The 16,361-nt window shown below is 63.5% G+C and carries 18 protein-coding genes and 1 tRNA gene; 8 read left to right on the forward strand and 11 right to left on the reverse strand.

Features of this window, described 5'->3' with window-relative positions; genetic code table 11:
• Nucleotides 1–18: 18 nt before the first annotated feature.
• Both MMAR10_RS09020 and mgtE read right to left on the reverse strand, forming a co-directional pair.
• Complete coding sequence (locus MMAR10_RS09020) at nucleotides 19–963, reverse strand: Kelch repeat-containing protein (protein ID WP_011643679.1); 945 nt, start codon at nucleotides 961–963, stop codon at nucleotides 19–21.
• Between the two features lie 49 nt (nucleotides 964–1,012).
• Complete coding sequence (gene mgtE / locus MMAR10_RS09025; protein ID WP_011643680.1) at nucleotides 1,013–2,404, reverse strand: magnesium transporter; 1,392 nt, start codon at nucleotides 2,402–2,404, stop codon at nucleotides 1,013–1,015.
• A gap of 159 nt (nucleotides 2,405–2,563) precedes the next feature.
• Between mgtE and MMAR10_RS09030 the strand changes: the two genes are divergently transcribed.
• A complete protein-coding gene (locus tag MMAR10_RS09030) occupies nucleotides 2,564–3,490 on the forward strand; it encodes a hypothetical protein (RefSeq protein ID WP_011643681.1) in 927 nt (308 codons plus the stop codon).
• A gap of 43 nt (nucleotides 3,491–3,533) precedes the next feature.
• Here the strand turns inward: MMAR10_RS09030 and MMAR10_RS09035 are convergent.
• A tRNA-Leu gene (locus tag MMAR10_RS09035) sits at nucleotides 3,534–3,620 on the reverse strand.
• 63 nt (nucleotides 3,621–3,683) lie between these two features.
• Complete coding sequence (locus tag MMAR10_RS09040) at nucleotides 3,684–3,932, reverse strand: FliM/FliN family flagellar motor switch protein (RefSeq protein ID WP_041637474.1); 249 nt, start codon at nucleotides 3,930–3,932, stop codon at nucleotides 3,684–3,686.
• Nucleotides 3,933–4,014: 82 nt separating this feature from the next.
• On the opposite strand from MMAR10_RS09040, the gene lipB reads away from it, so the two are divergent.
• Nucleotides 4,015–4,695: a lipoyl(octanoyl) transferase LipB gene (gene lipB, locus MMAR10_RS09045; RefSeq protein WP_011643683.1), complete on the forward strand. Its 681-nt coding sequence runs from the start codon at nucleotides 4,015–4,017 to the stop codon at nucleotides 4,693–4,695.
• 13 nt (nucleotides 4,696–4,708) lie between these two features.
• Here the strand turns inward: lipB and MMAR10_RS09050 are convergent, their stop codons facing one another.
• The 4 genes from MMAR10_RS09050 to MMAR10_RS09065 all read right to left on the reverse strand — a co-directional run bounded on the left by MMAR10_RS09050 (nucleotide 4,709) and on the right by MMAR10_RS09065 (nucleotide 8,542).
• Entirely contained in the window at nucleotides 4,709–5,245 is a 537-nt protein-coding gene (locus MMAR10_RS09050) for a hypothetical protein (RefSeq protein ID WP_011643684.1), read from the reverse strand.
• Between the two features lie 145 nt (nucleotides 5,246–5,390).
• Nucleotides 5,391–5,846: a DUF805 domain-containing protein gene (locus MMAR10_RS16195; RefSeq protein ID WP_011643685.1), complete on the reverse strand. Its 456-nt coding sequence runs from the start codon at nucleotides 5,844–5,846 to the stop codon at nucleotides 5,391–5,393.
• 137 nt (nucleotides 5,847–5,983) lie between these two features.
• Complete coding sequence (locus MMAR10_RS09060) at nucleotides 5,984–7,993, reverse strand: acetyl-CoA carboxylase biotin carboxylase subunit (protein ID WP_011643686.1); 2,010 nt, start codon at nucleotides 7,991–7,993, stop codon at nucleotides 5,984–5,986.
• A gap of 96 nt (nucleotides 7,994–8,089) precedes the next feature.
• Nucleotides 8,090–8,542, reverse strand: a complete 453-nt coding sequence (locus MMAR10_RS09065) for a potassium channel family protein (RefSeq protein ID WP_011643687.1) — start codon at nucleotides 8,540–8,542, stop codon at nucleotides 8,090–8,092.
• A 67-nt stretch (nucleotides 8,543–8,609) separates the two neighbouring features.
• Here MMAR10_RS09065 and MMAR10_RS09070 point away from each other — a divergent pair, with 67 nt between their 5' ends.
• The 4 genes from MMAR10_RS09070 to MMAR10_RS09085 all read left to right on the forward strand — a co-directional run bounded on the left by MMAR10_RS09070 (nucleotide 8,610) and on the right by MMAR10_RS09085 (nucleotide 11,347).
• The gene (locus MMAR10_RS09070; RefSeq protein ID WP_011643688.1) at nucleotides 8,610–9,473 is read left to right on the forward strand and encodes a hypothetical protein; all 864 of its coding nucleotides are present in this window, start codon (nucleotides 8,610–8,612) and stop codon (nucleotides 9,471–9,473) included.
• A gap of 62 nt (nucleotides 9,474–9,535) precedes the next feature.
• Complete coding sequence (locus MMAR10_RS09075) at nucleotides 9,536–10,471, forward strand: fatty acid desaturase family protein (RefSeq protein ID WP_011643689.1); 936 nt, start codon at nucleotides 9,536–9,538, stop codon at nucleotides 10,469–10,471.
• A gap of 274 nt (nucleotides 10,472–10,745) precedes the next feature.
• Nucleotides 10,746–11,084 (forward strand): type II toxin-antitoxin system Phd/YefM family antitoxin, encoded by a 339-nt coding sequence (locus MMAR10_RS09080; protein ID WP_083759540.1) that lies wholly within the window; start codon nucleotides 10,746–10,748, stop codon nucleotides 11,082–11,084.
• Nucleotides 11,081–11,347: a Txe/YoeB family addiction module toxin gene (locus tag MMAR10_RS09085; protein ID WP_011643691.1), complete on the forward strand. Its 267-nt coding sequence runs from the start codon at nucleotides 11,081–11,083 to the stop codon at nucleotides 11,345–11,347. The genes MMAR10_RS09080 and MMAR10_RS09085 overlap by 4 nt, the downstream gene beginning before the upstream one ends.
• A 164-nt stretch (nucleotides 11,348–11,511) precedes the next feature.
• Here the strand turns inward: MMAR10_RS09085 and MMAR10_RS09090 are convergent, their stop codons facing one another.
• Nucleotides 11,512–13,044 carry an acyl-CoA carboxylase subunit beta gene (locus MMAR10_RS09090; protein WP_011643692.1) on the reverse strand — a complete coding sequence of 511 codons (1,533 nt, stop codon included), beginning with the start codon at nucleotides 13,042–13,044 and terminating at the stop codon, nucleotides 11,512–11,514.
• Nucleotides 13,045–13,214: 170 nt separating this feature from the next.
• On the opposite strand from MMAR10_RS09090, the gene MMAR10_RS09095 reads away from it, so the two are divergent.
• Nucleotides 13,215–14,294 (forward strand): GNAT family N-acetyltransferase, encoded by a 1,080-nt coding sequence (locus MMAR10_RS09095; RefSeq protein ID WP_011643693.1) that lies wholly within the window; start codon nucleotides 13,215–13,217, stop codon nucleotides 14,292–14,294.
• 17 nt (nucleotides 14,295–14,311) lie between these two features.
• On the forward strand, nucleotides 14,312–15,100 hold the full coding sequence (locus tag MMAR10_RS09100; RefSeq protein ID WP_011643694.1) for a hypothetical protein: 789 nt from the start codon (nucleotides 14,312–14,314) through the stop codon (nucleotides 15,098–15,100).
• Here the strand turns inward: MMAR10_RS09100 and MMAR10_RS09105 are convergent.
• Entirely contained in the window at nucleotides 15,097–15,633 is a 537-nt protein-coding gene (locus MMAR10_RS09105) for a GrpB family protein (RefSeq protein ID WP_011643695.1), read from the reverse strand. The two genes, MMAR10_RS09100 and MMAR10_RS09105, sit on opposite strands and share 4 nt — an antisense overlap.
• Nucleotides 15,634–15,673: 40 nt before the next feature.
• Nucleotides 15,674–16,357 (reverse strand): 2OG-Fe(II) oxygenase family protein, encoded by a 684-nt coding sequence (locus MMAR10_RS09110; protein ID WP_011643696.1) that lies wholly within the window; start codon nucleotides 16,355–16,357, stop codon nucleotides 15,674–15,676.
• Between the last annotated feature and the right edge of the window lie 4 nt (nucleotides 16,358–16,361).

Consider the following 16,361-nt stretch of genomic DNA (forward strand, 5'->3'; position numbering starts at 1 on the left):
AAGCCTGACGCCGCGGCCCTAGCCCTGCTCCGGATCAAAGACATCGGTAGTATCCAGCGCAGTGAACGGGGCGAGAAAACCGCCACCGGCTCCGCCGCCAATCAGGTAGATCTCGCCGTCCAGGACCGCAGCCCCGCCGCCGGTGCGAGGCGCCGGCAGCGCGGTCTCGTCACGCCAGGCGTCGTCACCGGGCCGCCAGGACATATGGGTCTGCAGGGTCTCCCGGCCGTCCGCCCCCCGGCCGCCAAGCAGGTGGATACGTCCGTCCAGAACAGCGACTGCTGCACCAGAGCGGGGCGCCGGCATGTCCGGACCGCGCGACCAAGCACCGCTGACCGGATCAAAGATATCGAGCCGCGCGGACGTTTCGCTCTCAAGGCGTCCGCCGGCCAGGTAAATAAGGCCGTTCACGACGGCGGCAGACATGCCACGCCGGGTAACACCGCCCGGCACATCCAAGGTCTCCCAACTCCGCTCCTCGGGATCGAAGACGAAAGCGCTGCCATCATCGGTCAGGCCGCCAAAGGCGTAGAGTGAGGTGCCGACAGTCAGCAAGGCCATGTCGGCCTTGGCAGCCGGCATGGCGGCTTCACTTTGCCAGATATTGCCGGCAAAGGACCACGACCAGACGCCGGCGCTGGGCGCGACACCGTCTTCACCCCGGGCATAGCCGCCAGCGACATAAATGCGGTCATTGATCATCGCCATGCCGAAGCGCTCGAGGCCGCGCGGCAAGGGTGTTTCCGGAAACCAGCGATCCAGCTCCCGGTCATAGCTCTCGAATTCATCGCGCGGATCGGTCAGCCCCGAACCGCCGGCGGCATAAATCCGGCCGTCATAGACCACAACCGACAGACCGGCGCGGGAGGCGTCCAGACGGGCCGCGCTCTCCCATGCACCCTGACCGGCCGCCGGACTGCCGAGCATTGCCACCAGGCTCACGATAAAGACAGATAAACGCACGCTCTCACCACTTGATTACCCGGCCTTGCCAATCCGGTCCGCGATATCATCACAACAAGACGATTGTCGCCAGCCCCAGAAATGCGAGGAAGCCGACCACATCGGTCACTGTGGTCACAAAAACGGACGATGCCACCGCCGGGTCAGCACCCGAGCGAACCATCGCCAGCGGGATCAGAATCCCGGACAAGCCGGCGCAAGCCAGGTTGAGCACCATGGCGATCGCGATCACAGCCGCCAGACTCCAGTCCTGGAACCACAACACGGTCACAAGGCCCATCACGATTGCAAAGATCACCCCGTTCACAAGACCGGTCGCAAGCTCGCGCCAGACCACCCGGACCGCATTCGCCGCGGTCAGGTCACGCTCGGCGATCGAGCGCACGGCAACGGCAAGCGATTGGGTCCCGGCATTGCCGCCCATCGAGGCGACAATCGGCATCAGAACGGCGAGCGCAACAATCTGCGAGATGGCCCCCTCGAACAGGGCAATCACGCCCGAAGCCAGAACGGCCGTTGCAAGATTGACCAATAGCCAAGGCGCACGCGAGCGCACCGAGCGATAGACGGTGTCGGCTAGGCCAGCCTCATTGACGCCGGCCAGGGCGAGAAGGTCTTCCTTGTTCTCGTCCTGGATGACGTGGACGATGTCGTCCAGGGTCAGCATACCCGTCAGGCGCCCGGCATCATCGACCACCGGAGCGGACACGAGGTGGTATTTCTGGAACAGGTAGGCGACCTCTTCCTGGTCGGTCTCCGGCGCGACCAGAATACGCGGCGCCTCCATCAGATCGCTCAGCGCCACGTCCCGCCGCGCGCTCAGCAGCCGGCAAACCGGGATTTCACCGACCGGGCGGAAACCCGTGTCGATTACGAACAGGTCGTGGAATTTGTCAGGCAGGCCGTCGGCTGCATCGCGCATGTGATCCAGCGCATGCCCGACGGTCCAGAATTCCGGCGCGGCGACGAATTCGCGCTGCATGAGACGACCGGCCGTCTCATCCTCGAAGGACAGGCTCTGCTCGACCGCTTCACGGTCGACATCGGAGAATTCGGCGAGAACGGCGGCGCGAGTCGCGTCATCCATCTCCTCGACGACTTCGGTAGCGTCATCGGAATCGAGTTCCTGGATCGCCGCGGCCAGATGCGCGGTGTCCAGGTATTCCATCACGACTTCGCGCGAATCCGGTTCGAGTTCGGCCAGCACTTCGCCGGTGATGATGTCTGGCGCCAGCTCGGCCAACGCCCCCTGCTGACTGGCTGAGAGCTGTTCGAGCACGTCGGCAATGTCAGCCTCGTGCAGCGGCACCAGCATGCGGCGCACCAGGTCGCCATCGGCGTCAGCGATGGCTTGCCGCAGATTGGCGACGAATTCCGGGTCGGTATCCGCGCGTGCAGGCGAATCGATCAGGACATCGTCATCAAAAGCAGCTTCGCCCATGCTGGCCTCCTGGCAGGGAAATGGTTGGGATCAGTGCGGGTTTGAAATGAGGACACGACTGATGCAGATGTCTTAGCTGCCCAGCCTGCCAACCTCAATCGCATTGACCTGAAATAGCGACGCTTTAAGACGTTTATCGGGAGAAATGGGGGCAATGATGTGTTCAGCATAACAGGCGAGCAAAACCTGCCGGTCCTGGTTGGCCTTGCGATTGGCGGCGGACTGTCGCTGCTGGTCCTTTTTGTGCTCGGGTTTTTCCGCATCGGCGGGGCCGAGCGCGTCACGGCGGCACGGGTTCTGGGCGAGGCCCTGTCGACACTGGCTGGACGCGCCGGCACCCTGATCCTTCTGTGGATCGGCGTCAGTCTCGCTTACACGACCGTCACCCTGTTTTCCCTCCTGATCGGACGCACAACCACCCTGTTCGAAACGGCCATGGCAGCGGCGCTGGTCTTTCTCGGTCACAAGACAATGCTGGAGCGCCAGGCGTCGGCCGCCGGCATCGAGGTGCCCCAGACCGGCTATTGGCGCATCCTGCTCAGGTCCCTCGCGCTCGGAGCGATTGTGCTTGTGACAGCCGGCCTGGTCTTCGTGCTCGCGGCCCTGCTGGTGGCTCTGGCTGCAATGGCCGGGCTGGACGGGGACGCGCCGCGCCTGGTGACCGGTGTCGGCGCCGGTGTCGCCGCGATCTGGCTGAGCACGCTGTTTGCACGCCTGACCTTCATCTATCCCTCCAGCGTGCTGGGAGGTCGCGACTGGTTTGGCACGGCACTTGGTCGCTCGGCGCCGGTCGCCCTGGGGCTCAGCGCCAGCCTGTGGCTCGTCGCCCTTGCCTCCATCGCGCTCATTATTCCGCTGGCAATCTGGTCGGACGCGCTGGTGATGTCGATCGCGACGACCCTGCCCGCAGCACCGGGGGACCTGCCCGACGATATCGGCACGCCGCTGTTCTGGCTCAGGCTGGTGATGGAGGAATTGCCGCTCAACCTGTTGCTGGTCGCCTACTCACTGGCCAGCATTGCCTGCGTTTCGGCAGCCTACAGGCTCACCGTCCTGCCCCCGACCGCGCCGGAGCAGGGCCATTAGGCCAACAATGTTCGCAAAACAGGATCTCTCGCCAGGAGAGACATGGTGCGGTCGAGAAGACTCGAACTTCCACGGGTTTTACCCCACAGCGACCTCAACGCTGCGCGTCTACCAATTCCGCCACGACCGCACGTCATGGAGGCGCGGGAGATAGCAACATCCCCGCACCTTGTGAAGAGGGTATTGCAACGGTTTATGCAGCTGCGAAGAATTCATTGGCATCGGCCGGTCCTGTAATGGACACGGCAATGCGATCTCCCTGGATGACGACGTCGCCACGGGCGATGGGATGGTTGTTGGCCAGGATCCACACCTGGTCGTCCTCACCCGAATCAAGCGGGATCACAGCTCCGCGTCCCATGCGGAGGAATTGCTGGATCGGCATCTTCGACCGGCCCAACAGGACTGAAATTTCCACTTCCACCGAACTGATCTGACTCACGTCGCACTCCAGGACTTGCGGATCATCATCGCGGGCCTGATGTTTGGCCAATACGGTTTCCGCAGCGTTAAGACCTCACGATATGACATTACCAAACGTCGAATGGGCTGTTTCTCCCGGTCTGACGCCTTATCAGCCCGCCCTCGCCTTCATGGAAGCGCGGGCTGCAGCCATTGCAGCGGGTGAAGCGAACGAGCTGGTCTGGCTGCTCGAGCATCCGCCACTTTATACTGCCGGGACCAGCGCCAAGGCCGGCGACCTCCTGTCCCCGGACCGCTTTCCGGTCTACGAGACCGGGCGCGGCGGCGAATACACCTATCACGGGCCGGGCCAGCGTGTGGCCTATGTCATGCTCGACCTGACCCGACGTGGTCGCGATGTGCGCAAATTCATCCAGTCGCTGGAAAACTGGCTGATCGGCGCGGCGGCCCAATTCGGTATCAAAGCCGGCATTCGCGATGGCCGGGTCGGGGTCTGGGTCGACCGGTCAGGCGGGCGCGAGGACAAGATTGCGGCGATCGGTGTGCGCCTGCGCCGCTGGGTGTCCTTTCACGGCATCGCCTTCAATGTCGATCCGGATCTGAGCCATTTTGGCGGCATCACCCCGTGCGGCATATCGGATCCGCGTTTTGGCGTAACGTCACTGGCCGACCTTGGCCACACCGTCGACATGGCCGATTTTGACACGGCGCTACATCTGGCCTGGACAGAGGCTTTCGGCCCGGTCAGACGCGCTGATGCGCCGGAACTTGTGCCGGATTGAGCCCCTATGCTGCTCAGGACTGAGCGGCAGCGGACCCGTTGCGCTGCAGGGTCGCGAACCAGATGGCGAACACGCCCAACACCAGCCAGAAACCGATAAAGGATGGCCAGGCCCCGGCCTGCATCATCGCCATAAGGCGTTCCTGGTCCGCTTCAAGCCAGGACTGGAAGGCCGGCTGGAAACCCGGATCAGCCAAGGCTTCGTTGAACGCGATCTGATCCGATGTATCAACGCCCTGGTCTGCCGCGAATTCCAACATGGCATCGAAAATCTGCATGCCGAACCCCACTGCGGCGCCAACCCCCTTGGCCAGAATGGCCAGAACAGGCGGCAGGAAGGCCAGCCCAACATCCCGGCCAGCATGCCGCCGCCGATTGGCGAACAACGAGTAGCAAACGAACCAGATCGCCAACAGCGGTACAAAGCCCGGAACCGGAGCTGACCCGAAAGCCAGCCGCAAGGCGTCCAGGGACATCAGGATGACAAGCCCCAACACAAAGGCCGAAACCGAGGCGCGGTGATTGGGCAGGATAAGGGCAATCGGGTTCATGGCAGCTGTCCTGTCGGCAATGGAACGAAGAGCGGGCAAAGCGGCGCAGTCAAAAACATGACCGGCCCCGTATCTACCCGGGAACCGGTCACATTCAAGCAGGATTCGAACCGGCAGGCGCGCGCCGGGTCAGTTGGGTGCCGCGCTACATCTTGTAGACGAAATAACCGACCACCCCATTGGCAATGATCGTCGTCAGGCTCGACGTCAGCACTGTGGCGGGCGTTGCCACCGGCATGCCGCCAGCGGTCGACGTCAGGCTGGCCCCCAGAACCGGTCCCAGCACCAGGTTGACGACCACAGAGACCACGACCACCGCGAGAATGGCGGCCAGGGTCAGCCACCCGGATCTCCCGGCATCATGAAAGCGTTTCGAATAGACGCAGACCCAGGCGAAAATCGAGGCCAGGACAACAAGGATGCCGAGCAGGCTGAACAATCCGCCCAAGCCTGGCATGAGCGACAGGATTTGCAGGACCAGATTGACGACGATGATGGCGATGATGCCCTGCGCGAACTCCATCGGCGACAATTTGCCGGTGGCGCCGAACAGGATGCGCGTGGCGTCAGCAGGTTTGAGAATGAATGCGTCAACTGACATGAGTTGGACCCTCCCCGGTTTGTGACAGGACGAGACTACGCGAATTCAGCGAATTGGCCACGACTCTTTCGCCTCTGGCGGGAATCGCAGCCTGTCCGGGCACGGTGTCGCGGGACCCGGCATCTTTCAGTCGGTCGTCACTCGAATTCGACCAGCAATTCATCCGCCGCGACCGAAGCGCCGGCCTCGACCTTGACCGCCTTGATCGTGCCATCGGTTTCGGCCCGCAGGACATTTTCCATCTTCATGGCCTCGACGATGACGAGTGGCTCCCCGGTCTTGACGGCCTGCCCCTCTTCAACCTCGAGCGAGACAACGAGGCCCGGCATCGGCGAGACGACCAGCTTGGCCATGTCCGGCTTTTCCTTTTCCGGCAGCAGCGCATGCAGTTCGGCGGCGCGGGCCGTGCAAACCAGCGCGACGGCGGAGAAGCCGCGGTGACGCATCTGGTAGCCTTCAGTCCGGTCGGCAAACTCCAGAGCAATGGTCTCGCCATTGATGCGGGCCTCGAACAGGTGCTGGCCGGCACGCCAGGCTGTTTCGACCTGGAGCCGCTCGGACGCCAGCGACGGGGCCCAGATCGTCGCCTGGCCATTGCCGGTCATTTCGATTTCGACTGGGATGCGGCGCTTGTCGAGCAGGACCACCCATTCGCGCACGGTGGGCTCGTCTGCCGGGCGCAGCCGCCCCTCGATCTGACTGGCGCGGCGCACGAAGGTTTCGTGGACGAAGGCCGCGGCGCAGGTCATGGCAACCAATTGCTCCTCGCGCGGCGCGGTCCCGTGAAAGCCGTCCGGATAATGTTCGCCGATATAACCGGTATGGATGCGACCGGCGCGGAAGTCGGCCTCGTCGAGGACGGCCGACAGGAAGGGCGCATTGGATTGCAGGCCTTCGACATGGAGGCGGTCCAGCGCCGCGGACAGCGTGTCGATCGCGATCTCGCGGGTTTTGCCATAGCCGATCACCTTGGCGATCATCGGATCATAGAAGAGCGAGATTTCGTCGCCCTCGCGCACACCGGCATCGATGCGCAGCGTCCCCTCACCCAGCTTGCCCTCGGCCGGTTCCTGAAAGCGCTTCAGGCGGCCGATCGACGGCAGGAAACCGCGATAGGGGTCTTCGGCGTAGAGGCGGGCCTCGACAGCCCAGCCCTTGATCGGCACATCGCGCTGGGCCAGGCCGAGCTCCTCACCAAAGGCGGAACGGATCATCAGCTCGACCAGGTCGACATCGGTCGTCAGCTCGGTGACGGGATGCTCCACCTGCAAGCGGGTATTCATCTCGAGGAAGTAGAATTTCTTGTCCTTGTCGACGATGAATTCAACCGTGCCGGCGCTGTCATAATCAACCGCAGCGGCCAGCGAGACGGCCTGGGCGCCCATGGCCTCGCGGGTCTTCTTGTCGAGGAAGGGAGACGGCGCTTCTTCCAGGACTTTCTGGTTGCGGCGCTGGATCGAGCATTCGCGTTCATTGAGATGGATGACATGGCCGTGCTTGTCGCCCATCACCTGGATCTCGATATGGCGCGGCTCCTCGATGAATTTCTCGATCAGGATGCGGTCGTCACCAAAGGAGGACTTGGCCTCGTTGCGGGCCGCCTTGAAGCCTTCCTTGACCTCGCTATCGCTGCGGGCGATCCGCATGCCCTTGCCGCCACCGCCGGCCGAGGCCTTGAGCATGACCGGATAGCCGATCGCCTTGGCGGCCGCGAGCGCGGTCTCGGCATCGGCGATCTCGCCGTCAGCGCCGGGAATGGTCGACACGCCGGCCTTGGCCGCCAATTGCTTGGAGCGGATCTTGTCACCCATCGCGTCGATGGCGTGAATATTCGGACCGATCCAGCCGATGCCAGCCTTTTCCAGCGCCTTGGGCAGGGCCGGATTCTCCGACAGGAAGCCGAAGCCCGGATGGACCGCATCGGCGCCGGTCTGCTTGACCGCATCAAGGATCTTGTCGAGCACAAGATAGCTTTCGCCTGGTGCCGATGCGCCGATGAAGATGGCTTCGTCTGCCATCTCGACAGCCAGGCTGTCGGCATCGGCCTCGGAATAGACAGCGACGGTGGCAATACCCAGCCGTTTGCAGGTCTTGATGACGCGAACGGCGATCTCGCCGCGATTGGCGATCAGGATCTTCTTGAACATGCGGGCCCCTTGATCCGGCAGCGGTTGATTACCGCTCGATTGTCACGGGTTTAGCGTGGCTTGTGGCCGGGCGGCAAGCGGTGGCGACGGCCCGGCTCAGTCGCGCGTTTGCGGTGGCTCCAGCCAATCGGCTTCCAGCGCTCGCAATTTGCCGACGATCGACACCAGGAAGGCGGTCGACCAGCCAATCATCAAGAAGCCGGTGAAGCCTTCCATGGCCGAGACCATCCGCCAGGGGCCGCTCATCACCACCTCGCCATAGCCCAGCGTGGTGAAGGTCGAGGTGGAAAAATAGAGCGCCGTCTCGAAATCGGGAAAGGCGTCGAGTACCATGTACAGGATCGCGAAACTCCAGATCTCCACAGCGTGGACCACGAACAGGCCCAGCACGATCAAGAGAATGAACAGGGCCTGCCGCAAGGTTGATCCATGCGGGCTGATGCGCGTCGAGCGCACGCGCGCCAGCACCAGGAGCGAGCCCAGGCCGACCATGTGGACCAGCACGGTCCAGACGGCCATGGCGGTCGAAACAAGCAGCGCAGCGGTCATCGGCAATCTCCAGAGCTGGCACCGGGCACGATTCGGCTTAGTGTCGATGGCAAAGGGGAATCGATCAATGAGCAAAGCCGTTTACCGCCTGTCCTCCATCGCACGCCCGCTGGAAGCCAAATATCCGACCAATCGTGCCGTGCTCATCGCCCTGCCCCTGGTCGGACTGGGCCTCGGCCTCTATGCCTATCTCTCGGCCGGTGGCGGTGCGGTGAATGCCGTGATCACCGGGCTGGAAGCCATGGTGGTCACCTTCCTGGTCTGGGCGCTGGGCCGCGAGGCTGATCCCGATCGCAACCTGACCGCCTTCGTGGCGGCCGCGCTGGTCATCTACGCTTTGGTCATGGGCCTGCCAGTCGCGGTATGGACGCTGGCCTTTGTCCTGATGGCGGCGCGAACGGTGAACCGCACGGTCGGCCAGCCGGCCAAGCCGGGCGATCTGGTCATGGTGCTGATCCTGGCCGGCTTCTCGGTATTTGCCGACGGTTATGCCCTGATGGGCCTGGTTGCCGCGATCGCCATCGCCATCGACGTCAATCTGGACCGCTCGCGCACCCTGGCCCTCATTGCCGCCCTCGCAGCGCTGGGGCTGACGGTCTGGCAGTTGATCGAGCTGGAGGGTGATTTTGCGGCCCTGTTGTGGCCTGAGGCAGCCTCGATGCACCTGATGGCCCTGATCGGCGGGCTGGTCTTGATCGGCCTGTTGAGCTCCCTGCTCTGCCCGCGCCCCACCAGTGTCTGCGATGCCCGCGGAGAGCCGTTGAGCCATGCCCGCGTTCGAGGAGGCCGCCTGGTGATTTCCCTGGCCCTGCTCGTCGGCATGGCCGAGGGCAATGCACTGGCCCATGCGCTCTACCCGCTCGGCGGTGTGCTGCTTGTCACCTTCATCGTCGGCTTCATTCCGACGCGGCCGGGCAGGCCCGCCGACTGACCACCCTTTCCCACCGGCACCAAATGCGGGACACTGGATATCAGGCTGTGGATGGAGCGGACATGACCGACACCTGCCAACCCGATCAGGATAGCGCCGCGCAGAGCAAAGCCGCGCGCAAGCTCTCCGATTGCGTGAACCGCGACGAGTTGCGCGAGCTGTCGCGCACCACGAACTGGCAGGGCGCGTTGATGCTGGCCGGCAATCTCGGCCTGCTGGCCGCCGCCTTCGCGCTCGCCATTGCCTGGCCCAATCCGCTGACCTTCCTGGCCGCCATCCTGCTGATTGCCGGGCGCCAGCTGGCCCTGTCCATCGTGCTGCACGACTGCGCCCACAAATCCCTCTTCCGCACGCCCTGGCTCAATGAATTGACCGGCCAGTGGATCGGCGGCGCGGCGGTGGATGTGCCGCTGCAGCTCTATCGCGACTATCATCTCAACCATCACCGCCATGCCGGTACCGACAAGGATCCCGACCAGGGCCTGGTGAAGGCCTATCCGGTCACACGCGACAGCCTGCGCCGCAAATTCATCCGCGACCTGACCGGACAGACCGCCATCCGCGATCTGATCATGGCCTGGAAGACGCCGGACTGGCGCCAGAAAACACCCTTTCTGGTGTTCCAGCTGGTCCTGCTTACAACCCTCACCGCCGCCGGCGCGCCCTGGGCGATCGCCCTGTGGTGGGCTGCCCGTGTCTTCATCTATCCGGCGATCATGCGGCTGCGGAATATCGGCGAGCATGGCGTCGCCGCCGATCGCTACGACACCGAGCCGCGCCGCAACACCCACACCACAATTGCCAGCTGGCCGGAACGCCTTCTGGTGGCGCCCAACAATGTCAACTTCCACCTCGAGCACCACATCTTCGCCGCCGTCCCGCCCTATAACCTGCCCCGCCTGCACAGGCTGCTGGCGAGCCGGGGCTATTATGACGGCCATGCCTGCGTGACGCAGGGCTATCCGGCGATGCTGGGCAAGGCGGTGCGGGCAGCGTAACAGCGCTTGCCTCGACCCAATTCCACGAGATTTTTCCCGGAAGCGCGCCAGCGCTATCCGGGACCAACAGGCGGCTCAGCGCTTCAAAGCGGGTTCGGTTGGTCCCGGGTCTTCGCCCGGGAAAAATGGTGTGTGAGCGTGAGTGCGTGCGGGCCGGTCCATACATCGCTTGTCAGCCAGCAGGCCGTATCCGTTTCTTTCGGCAAGCGAATTATGGTTGGGTGGGCGCGCGGCGCCACCTTGATAAATGTACAGATATGTGTACAATAAACCCATGACCAAACTTCCCCGCATCCTCTCCATTTCCGAAGCGCGCGCGGCGTTGAAAGACTTGGTCGAGCGCGTCACCGCTGACAAGGCGCCGGCGATCATCACCCGTCAGGGCGGTGAGCCGGTGGTGATGGTGGCGCTGTCGGAATGGGAAGCCTTGCAGGAAACTAATTACCTGCTGGAGAGCCCGGCCAATGCCCGCCGCCTGCGCGACAGCATCGCCGCCGCCGAGGCCGGTGAGACCCGCTCCCTGACGCCAGACACATTGCGCCGCCTCGCCGAGGATCCGGCCGCCTTCGTCGGCTGGGCCGACGACGAAACCGGTACCGACGGGACATCATGAATGTCGAGCTGACGCCTCAGGCACTCGACGATCTTGCCTGGCTGGTCCGCCATGAAACCCGCCTCGCCAAACGCGCCCTCCAGCTCATCGAAGACATCCGCCGCAACCCGTTCGACGGCCTGGGCAAACCGGAACCCCTCAAGGGCGAATTGTCAGGCTGGTGGTCGCGCCGCATCGATAGCAAGCACAGGCTGGTCTATCGGGTTGTGGGGGCCGGGGATGGGCAGCGGGTGGAGGTGGTGCAGTGTCGGCGGCATTATTGAGGTAATATGGCCTTCGCCACACCATCGACCCGCAGCTGCACTGCGGCCCACTTCCCCACAAGTGGGGAAGCAAGACAGTCTAACTTTTCCTCCCCACCGCGTGGGGAGGTGGATCGCCGCAAAGCGGCGAGACGGAGGGGCGGCGCCCCAGGCGCCGATTACCCCTAAAGCGGAATATTATCGTGCTTTTTCCACGGGTTCTCCGCCTTCTTGTTCTTTAGCGTTCTTAGTGCCGAGATCAGGCGTTTGCGGGTGTTGTGGGGCATGATGACGTCGTCGATATAGCCGCGGCCGGCGGCGACGAAGGGGTTGGCGAAGCGGTCTTCGTATTCCTTCGCGTGGGCGGCCATTTTGTCGGGGTCGGCGGCATCCTTGCGGTGGATGATCTCGGCGGCGCCCTTGGCGCCCATCACGGCGATCTCGGCGGTCGGCCAGGCGTAGTTGACGTCGCCGCGCAGATGCTTCGAGCTCATCACGTCATAGGCGCCGCCATAGGCCTTGCGGGTGATGACGGTGAGCTTGGGCACGGTCGCCTCGGCATAGGCAAAGAGGAGTTTGGCGCCATGTTTGATCAGGCCGCCATATTCCTGCTTGGTGCCGGGCAGGAAGCCGGGCACGTCGACGAAGGTGACAATCGGGATGTTGAAGGCGTCGCAAAAGCGCACGAAACGCCCGGCCTTGCGGCTGGCATCGCTGTCGAGCACGCCAGCCAGTGACATCGGCTGGTTGGCGACAAAGCCGACCGGCTGCCCGTCGAGACGGCCGAACCCGGTGACGATATTGGCGGCATAGTCCGGCGCGATCTCGAAGAAATCACCCTCATCCGCCACCTTCTCGATCAGCTCCTTGATGTCATAGGGCTTGTTCGGATTGGACGGGACCAGCGTGTCGAGGCTGGGCTCCTGACGGTCAGCCACATCATGGCTGGGACGCTTGGGCGGGGTCTCGCGATTGGACAGCGGCAGGAAGTCGATCAGGCGGCGCAGCTGCACCAGGGCCTCGATATCATTCTCGAACGCGCCATCGGCAACGCCGGACTTCTTGGCGTGGATGGAGGCTCCGCCCAGTTCTTCATGGGTGACGGTCTCATTGGTGACGGTCTTCACCACGTCCGGGCCGGTCACATACATGTAGGAGGTGTCCTTCACCATGAAGATGAAGTCGGTGATGGCCGGCGAATAGACATCACCGCCGGCACACGGCCCCATGATCATCGAGATTTGCGGCACCACGCCTGAAGCCAGCGTGTTCTGCAGGAAGATATCAGCATAGCCCCCCAGCGAGGCGACGCCTTCCTGGATGCGGGCCCCGCCGGCATCGAAAATCCCGATGATCGGCGCGCCATTCTGGATCGCGGCCTTCTGGATCTTGACGATCTTCTGGGCATGGGTCTCGGACAGGGAGCCGCCGAAGACGGTGAAGTCCTTGGAGAAGAGATAGACCAGGCGGCCATTGATGGTGCCGTGACCGGTGACCACGCCATCGCCGGGGATTTTCTTCTCGGCCATGCCGAAATCGACGCAGCGATGCTCGACGAACATGTCCCACTCTTCAAACGAGCCGTCATCCAGCAGGAGTTCGATGCGTTCGCGAGCCGAGAGCTTTCCCTTGCCATGCTGTGCGGCGATACGCGCTTCTCCGCCGCCCATACGGGCCGCTGCGCGTTTGGCTTCCAGCTGCTCGAGCACGTCTTTCATGGCAGGTCCTTCCCCACGGGATTCTTGTTATGCGCCAGATAGCAGACCCGCGAACGCTTGTGCAATCAAGCCGGTGCGCCAGCTTGACCCGGATCGCGGCTGTGACGGCGCGGGGATTGCAAGGTTTTGCGGTGAACCTGGACAAGGATTGGCGCATGGGCAGCCATGGCATGCAAACCGACATCGTGACGATTGATGGCATTGGCGCCCCGGAACGCCAGGCCTGGAACGATTTTCGTTCGCAAACCCCCTCCCTCGCCTCCCCCTATTTCAGCCTGGCCTTCACCGAAGTGATGGCCCGGCGGCGCAGCGACACCCGCATCGCCATCCTGCACCGTAACGGCACAATTGACGGCTTTTTGCCGCTGCACCTGTCCCGTTCAGGTGTCGCACGGCCGATCGGCGGCCCGCTGGGCGACCATCACGGGCTGATCACCAGCACTCCGGACCTCGACGTCGAAGCCGCCCTTGCCGGCACCGGTTTCGGCCTGTTCGCCTATCATGGCGCCCTTGCCGACCAGGCCAGTTTCGCTCGTTCCAGTTCCGGACCGGCGGAGATCTCCTGGGTCTCCGACCTGTCTGGCGGCTATGAAAGCTTCCTCGACGATTGCGCCCGCGAAGACGCCAAGGCCATGCGCAATATCCGCGCCCGTCAACGCAAGCTCGCCGAGATGGGTGATGATGTCGTCTTCCGCATCGATGACCGTCGGCCGGACGCCTTCCGCGCGGTGATCGAGACCAAGCGCGAGCAATACCGCCGGACCAAGGCCCTTGATGTCTTTGCGGCCGGTTGGGCCCGGCAGGCCATCGAGGACCTGTTCGACAGCGACATGCCCGAGCTGTCGGGCATGCTGTCCACGGTCGAGATCAATGGCCGCCTCGCCGCCGCCCATTTCGGCATGCGCTCGGAACGGGTGCTGCACTACTGGTTCCCGGTCTATTGGCCGGAATTTTCCAAGCTGGGTCCGGGCCTGACCCTGTATCTGGAGATCGCCCGTCATCTCGAGACGCAGGGCGTCGACCAGATCCATCTCGGACCGGGCGATTATGACTTCAAACGCCGCCTGTCGAATGCCGGCTTCGGCGTGGTGACCGGACGCCTGGAGCGCCCCTCCATCGCCCATGCACTGGTACAGACCGGCCAGATGATTGACGGGCTTGCCCAGGCCCTGCCGCTTGGCCGGGTTTCCAACTGGCCTGCCAAGGCCTTCCGTCGCCTCGACAAATGGGCGGCCGTGCACGCCTTCTGAGCAAAAGCGAGATTGACATGGAATCCCTCTTCTCTCCCGACGGAAGCATCGACGCGCCACTCCAGGCGCTGGGCTTTCTGGTGGCGGCAGGGCTCGGTGTCGCGATTGCTCTAAAGGTCATCATCCGGACCGTCGCCGCCAGCGGAGTCGGCGGCCTCGTGCGGCAATGTGCCAGCCCTGACGTGCTGGCAATCCTGGCGTTGGGCCTGCTGATCCCCCTCAACCTGTTCGATCATGCCGTTCAGCGCCTCGACGGCGTCTTCCGGCCCGAGGTCGGCGATGGTGGATTGGTTGAAAACCTCACAATCTGCGTGATGCTTTTCCCGGTCGCCCTGGCGGTGGGGCGCATCGGCCAAAGGCGCCAATACAGCGCCTTCGGCCCGGTTGCCCTGACCCTGGTTGCGGTTGTGCTGGTAGTGGCATTCGGCGAAGAGATCAGCTGGGGCCAGCACTGGTTCGGCTTCACGCCGCCGGAAGCGATAGCCAGCAGCAATCTGCAGGAAGAGTTCAACCTGCATAACTACATAACGCCTGGGACAATGGAGCTCGCCTACTATCTGGCGGGGCTGGCACTACTGGTGACCGGCGCCCGTCTCGGCTCGCTGATCGAAGCGCGCAATGGCGACACTGCCCTCTTGCCACTCCGCGCCCTGCTGGTGCTGAGCGGTTTGCTGATGTGCCACCACATCTTTCAGGAACTGGCCGAGCTGGCCGTCATCACCACCGGTTTCCTGATCTGGAACCGGCTCGACGAAGGGCGGCTGGAATTTCGCGCCCGGCCCTTGCGTGCGCTGGCAGCGATCTAGGACGACGGCACCTTCCGGCGCCCGGCAGCCCAGGCCAGGGCGTCACGCTCGATTTGCGCCACCAGGCCGGCCTTGGCCGCCGAATAGTCTTCCCGGCCAAGTGGTCCGGCTGCAACAATTGCAGCCTTGTGTTGCCCGTAGATTGCCGCGCTGACCGGATGGGCGTGCAAATAATCGCGAAACACCAGGTGTCGGCGGAAGTCCTCGCTGCCCTCCAGATAGGCATGCACATGGACAAGACGCGTCCCGTCGGGCGCGTGACGGCGGTAGTAACGCCGCCCGCAAATGCCGTTCTCACCTCGAACCTGAAAACCGGCAGCGATCATCTCGGCATTCCGGCCATCGAGCCTGGAGAGGTCATGCGTACCGACCAGTATGTCGATCACCGGTTTGGCGGCCAGGCCCGGCACCGAGGTGCTGCCAACATGTTCGATACGGGCCGCCGCATCGCCCAGCGCGCGCTGCAACCGTTTCCGCTCGTCGGTAAAGCGTGCCGGCCAGCCTGGATCATAATCAACGACATCGACCGTCATGACGCTCGCCCCGATTGCGACCGACGACCGGCCTTGGTCTCTACTGGAACGGGTTCAGCTTCTTGAGGAAATACTGCAACCCACCGCGGTTTTCCTTGCGGTCGAGCTCTTGCTGGGAGGTCAGGAAGGTGGTCTGCACGACATAGCGCTCGCCCTCGAAGGGCAGATGGCCGTGCCAGGAATTGTCGGCCCGCAGGAAGGCAAAGACATAGCCGGCCAGCGGCGGGACTTCCTCGGTAAAGTCCTCGAAATCCTTGGGCCCGTTGAGCACCCGGATGCAACCGGCACCGGTGCCGTCCCACTCGGCATTGAGATAGGTCAGCATGGTCAGGATTTTCGACTTGGAGTCGTTGTGGATCGGACCGTCCGACAGCTGCGACACCTTGCGCACGGTGATCATGCGGGGTTTCTCGGTGAAATCGGCGCCGAACTTGTCGGTCAGGACCTGTGCCAGCTCGGCCGAATTGAGATCGTCCATCAGGCGCTTGAACTCGCCGGAAGCTTCCAGCTTGGAAAGCGGCAGGTAGCCGGGCTTGTCGATGGACGGATAATCACGGCGCACATCCGCCGCCTCATCACCGCTCAGGGCACCGTCCGCGACGAAATAGGAATAGGGCTCGGTCCGGACTCTCGCCTGGCGCAGGGCGCCAAAATCCAGCAAACCGCCGGGGCCGGTTTTCCCGCTTTGCGTCGATCCATCCTTTTGGGGGGCGGTGTCAGCCATGATC

Source organism: Maricaulis maris MCS10 (genome assembly GCF_000014745.1).
Lineage (GTDB): Bacteria > Pseudomonadota > Alphaproteobacteria > Caulobacterales > Maricaulaceae > Maricaulis > Maricaulis maris_A.

Bases quoted from the DNA above. Each gene is read 5' to 3' on its own strand.
- MMAR10_RS09090 (WP_011643692.1), bottom strand. From the start codon at position 13,044: ATGAAAGACGTGCTCGAGCAGCTGGAAGCCAAACGCGCAGCGGCCCGT.
- MMAR10_RS16195 (WP_011643685.1), bottom strand. From the start codon at position 5,846: ATGTCAGTTGACGCATTCATTCTCAAACCTGCTGACGCCACGCGCATC.
- MMAR10_RS09105 (WP_011643695.1), bottom strand. From the start codon at position 15,633: ATGACGGTCGATGTCGTTGATTATGATCCAGGCTGGCCGGCACGCTTT.
- MMAR10_RS09050 (WP_011643684.1), bottom strand. From the start codon at position 5,245: ATGAACCCGATTGCCCTTATCCTGCCCAATCACCGCGCCTCGGTTTCG.
- MMAR10_RS09065 (WP_011643687.1), bottom strand. From the start codon at position 8,542: ATGACCGCTGCGCTGCTTGTTTCGACCGCCATGGCCGTCTGGACCGTG.
- MMAR10_RS09070 (WP_011643688.1), top strand. From the start codon at position 8,610: ATGAGCAAAGCCGTTTACCGCCTGTCCTCCATCGCACGCCCGCTGGAA.
- MMAR10_RS09100 (WP_011643694.1), top strand. From the start codon at position 14,312: ATGGAATCCCTCTTCTCTCCCGACGGAAGCATCGACGCGCCACTCCAG.
- MMAR10_RS09085 (WP_011643691.1), top strand. From the start codon at position 11,081: ATGAATGTCGAGCTGACGCCTCAGGCACTCGACGATCTTGCCTGGCTG.
- mgtE (WP_011643680.1), bottom strand. From the start codon at position 2,404: ATGGGCGAAGCTGCTTTTGATGACGATGTCCTGATCGATTCGCCTGCA.
- MMAR10_RS09080 (WP_083759540.1), top strand. From the start codon at position 10,746: ATGACCAAACTTCCCCGCATCCTCTCCATTTCCGAAGCGCGCGCGGCG.
- lipB (WP_011643683.1), top strand. From the start codon at position 4,015: ATGACATTACCAAACGTCGAATGGGCTGTTTCTCCCGGTCTGACGCCT.
- MMAR10_RS09075 (WP_011643689.1), top strand. From the start codon at position 9,536: ATGACCGACACCTGCCAACCCGATCAGGATAGCGCCGCGCAGAGCAAA.
- MMAR10_RS09110 (WP_011643696.1), bottom strand. From the start codon at position 16,357: ATGGCTGACACCGCCCCCCAAAAGGATGGATCGACGCAAAGCGGGAAA.
- MMAR10_RS09095 (WP_011643693.1), top strand. From the start codon at position 13,215: ATGCAAACCGACATCGTGACGATTGATGGCATTGGCGCCCCGGAACGC.
- MMAR10_RS09060 (WP_011643686.1), bottom strand. From the start codon at position 7,993: ATGTTCAAGAAGATCCTGATCGCCAATCGCGGCGAGATCGCCGTTCGC.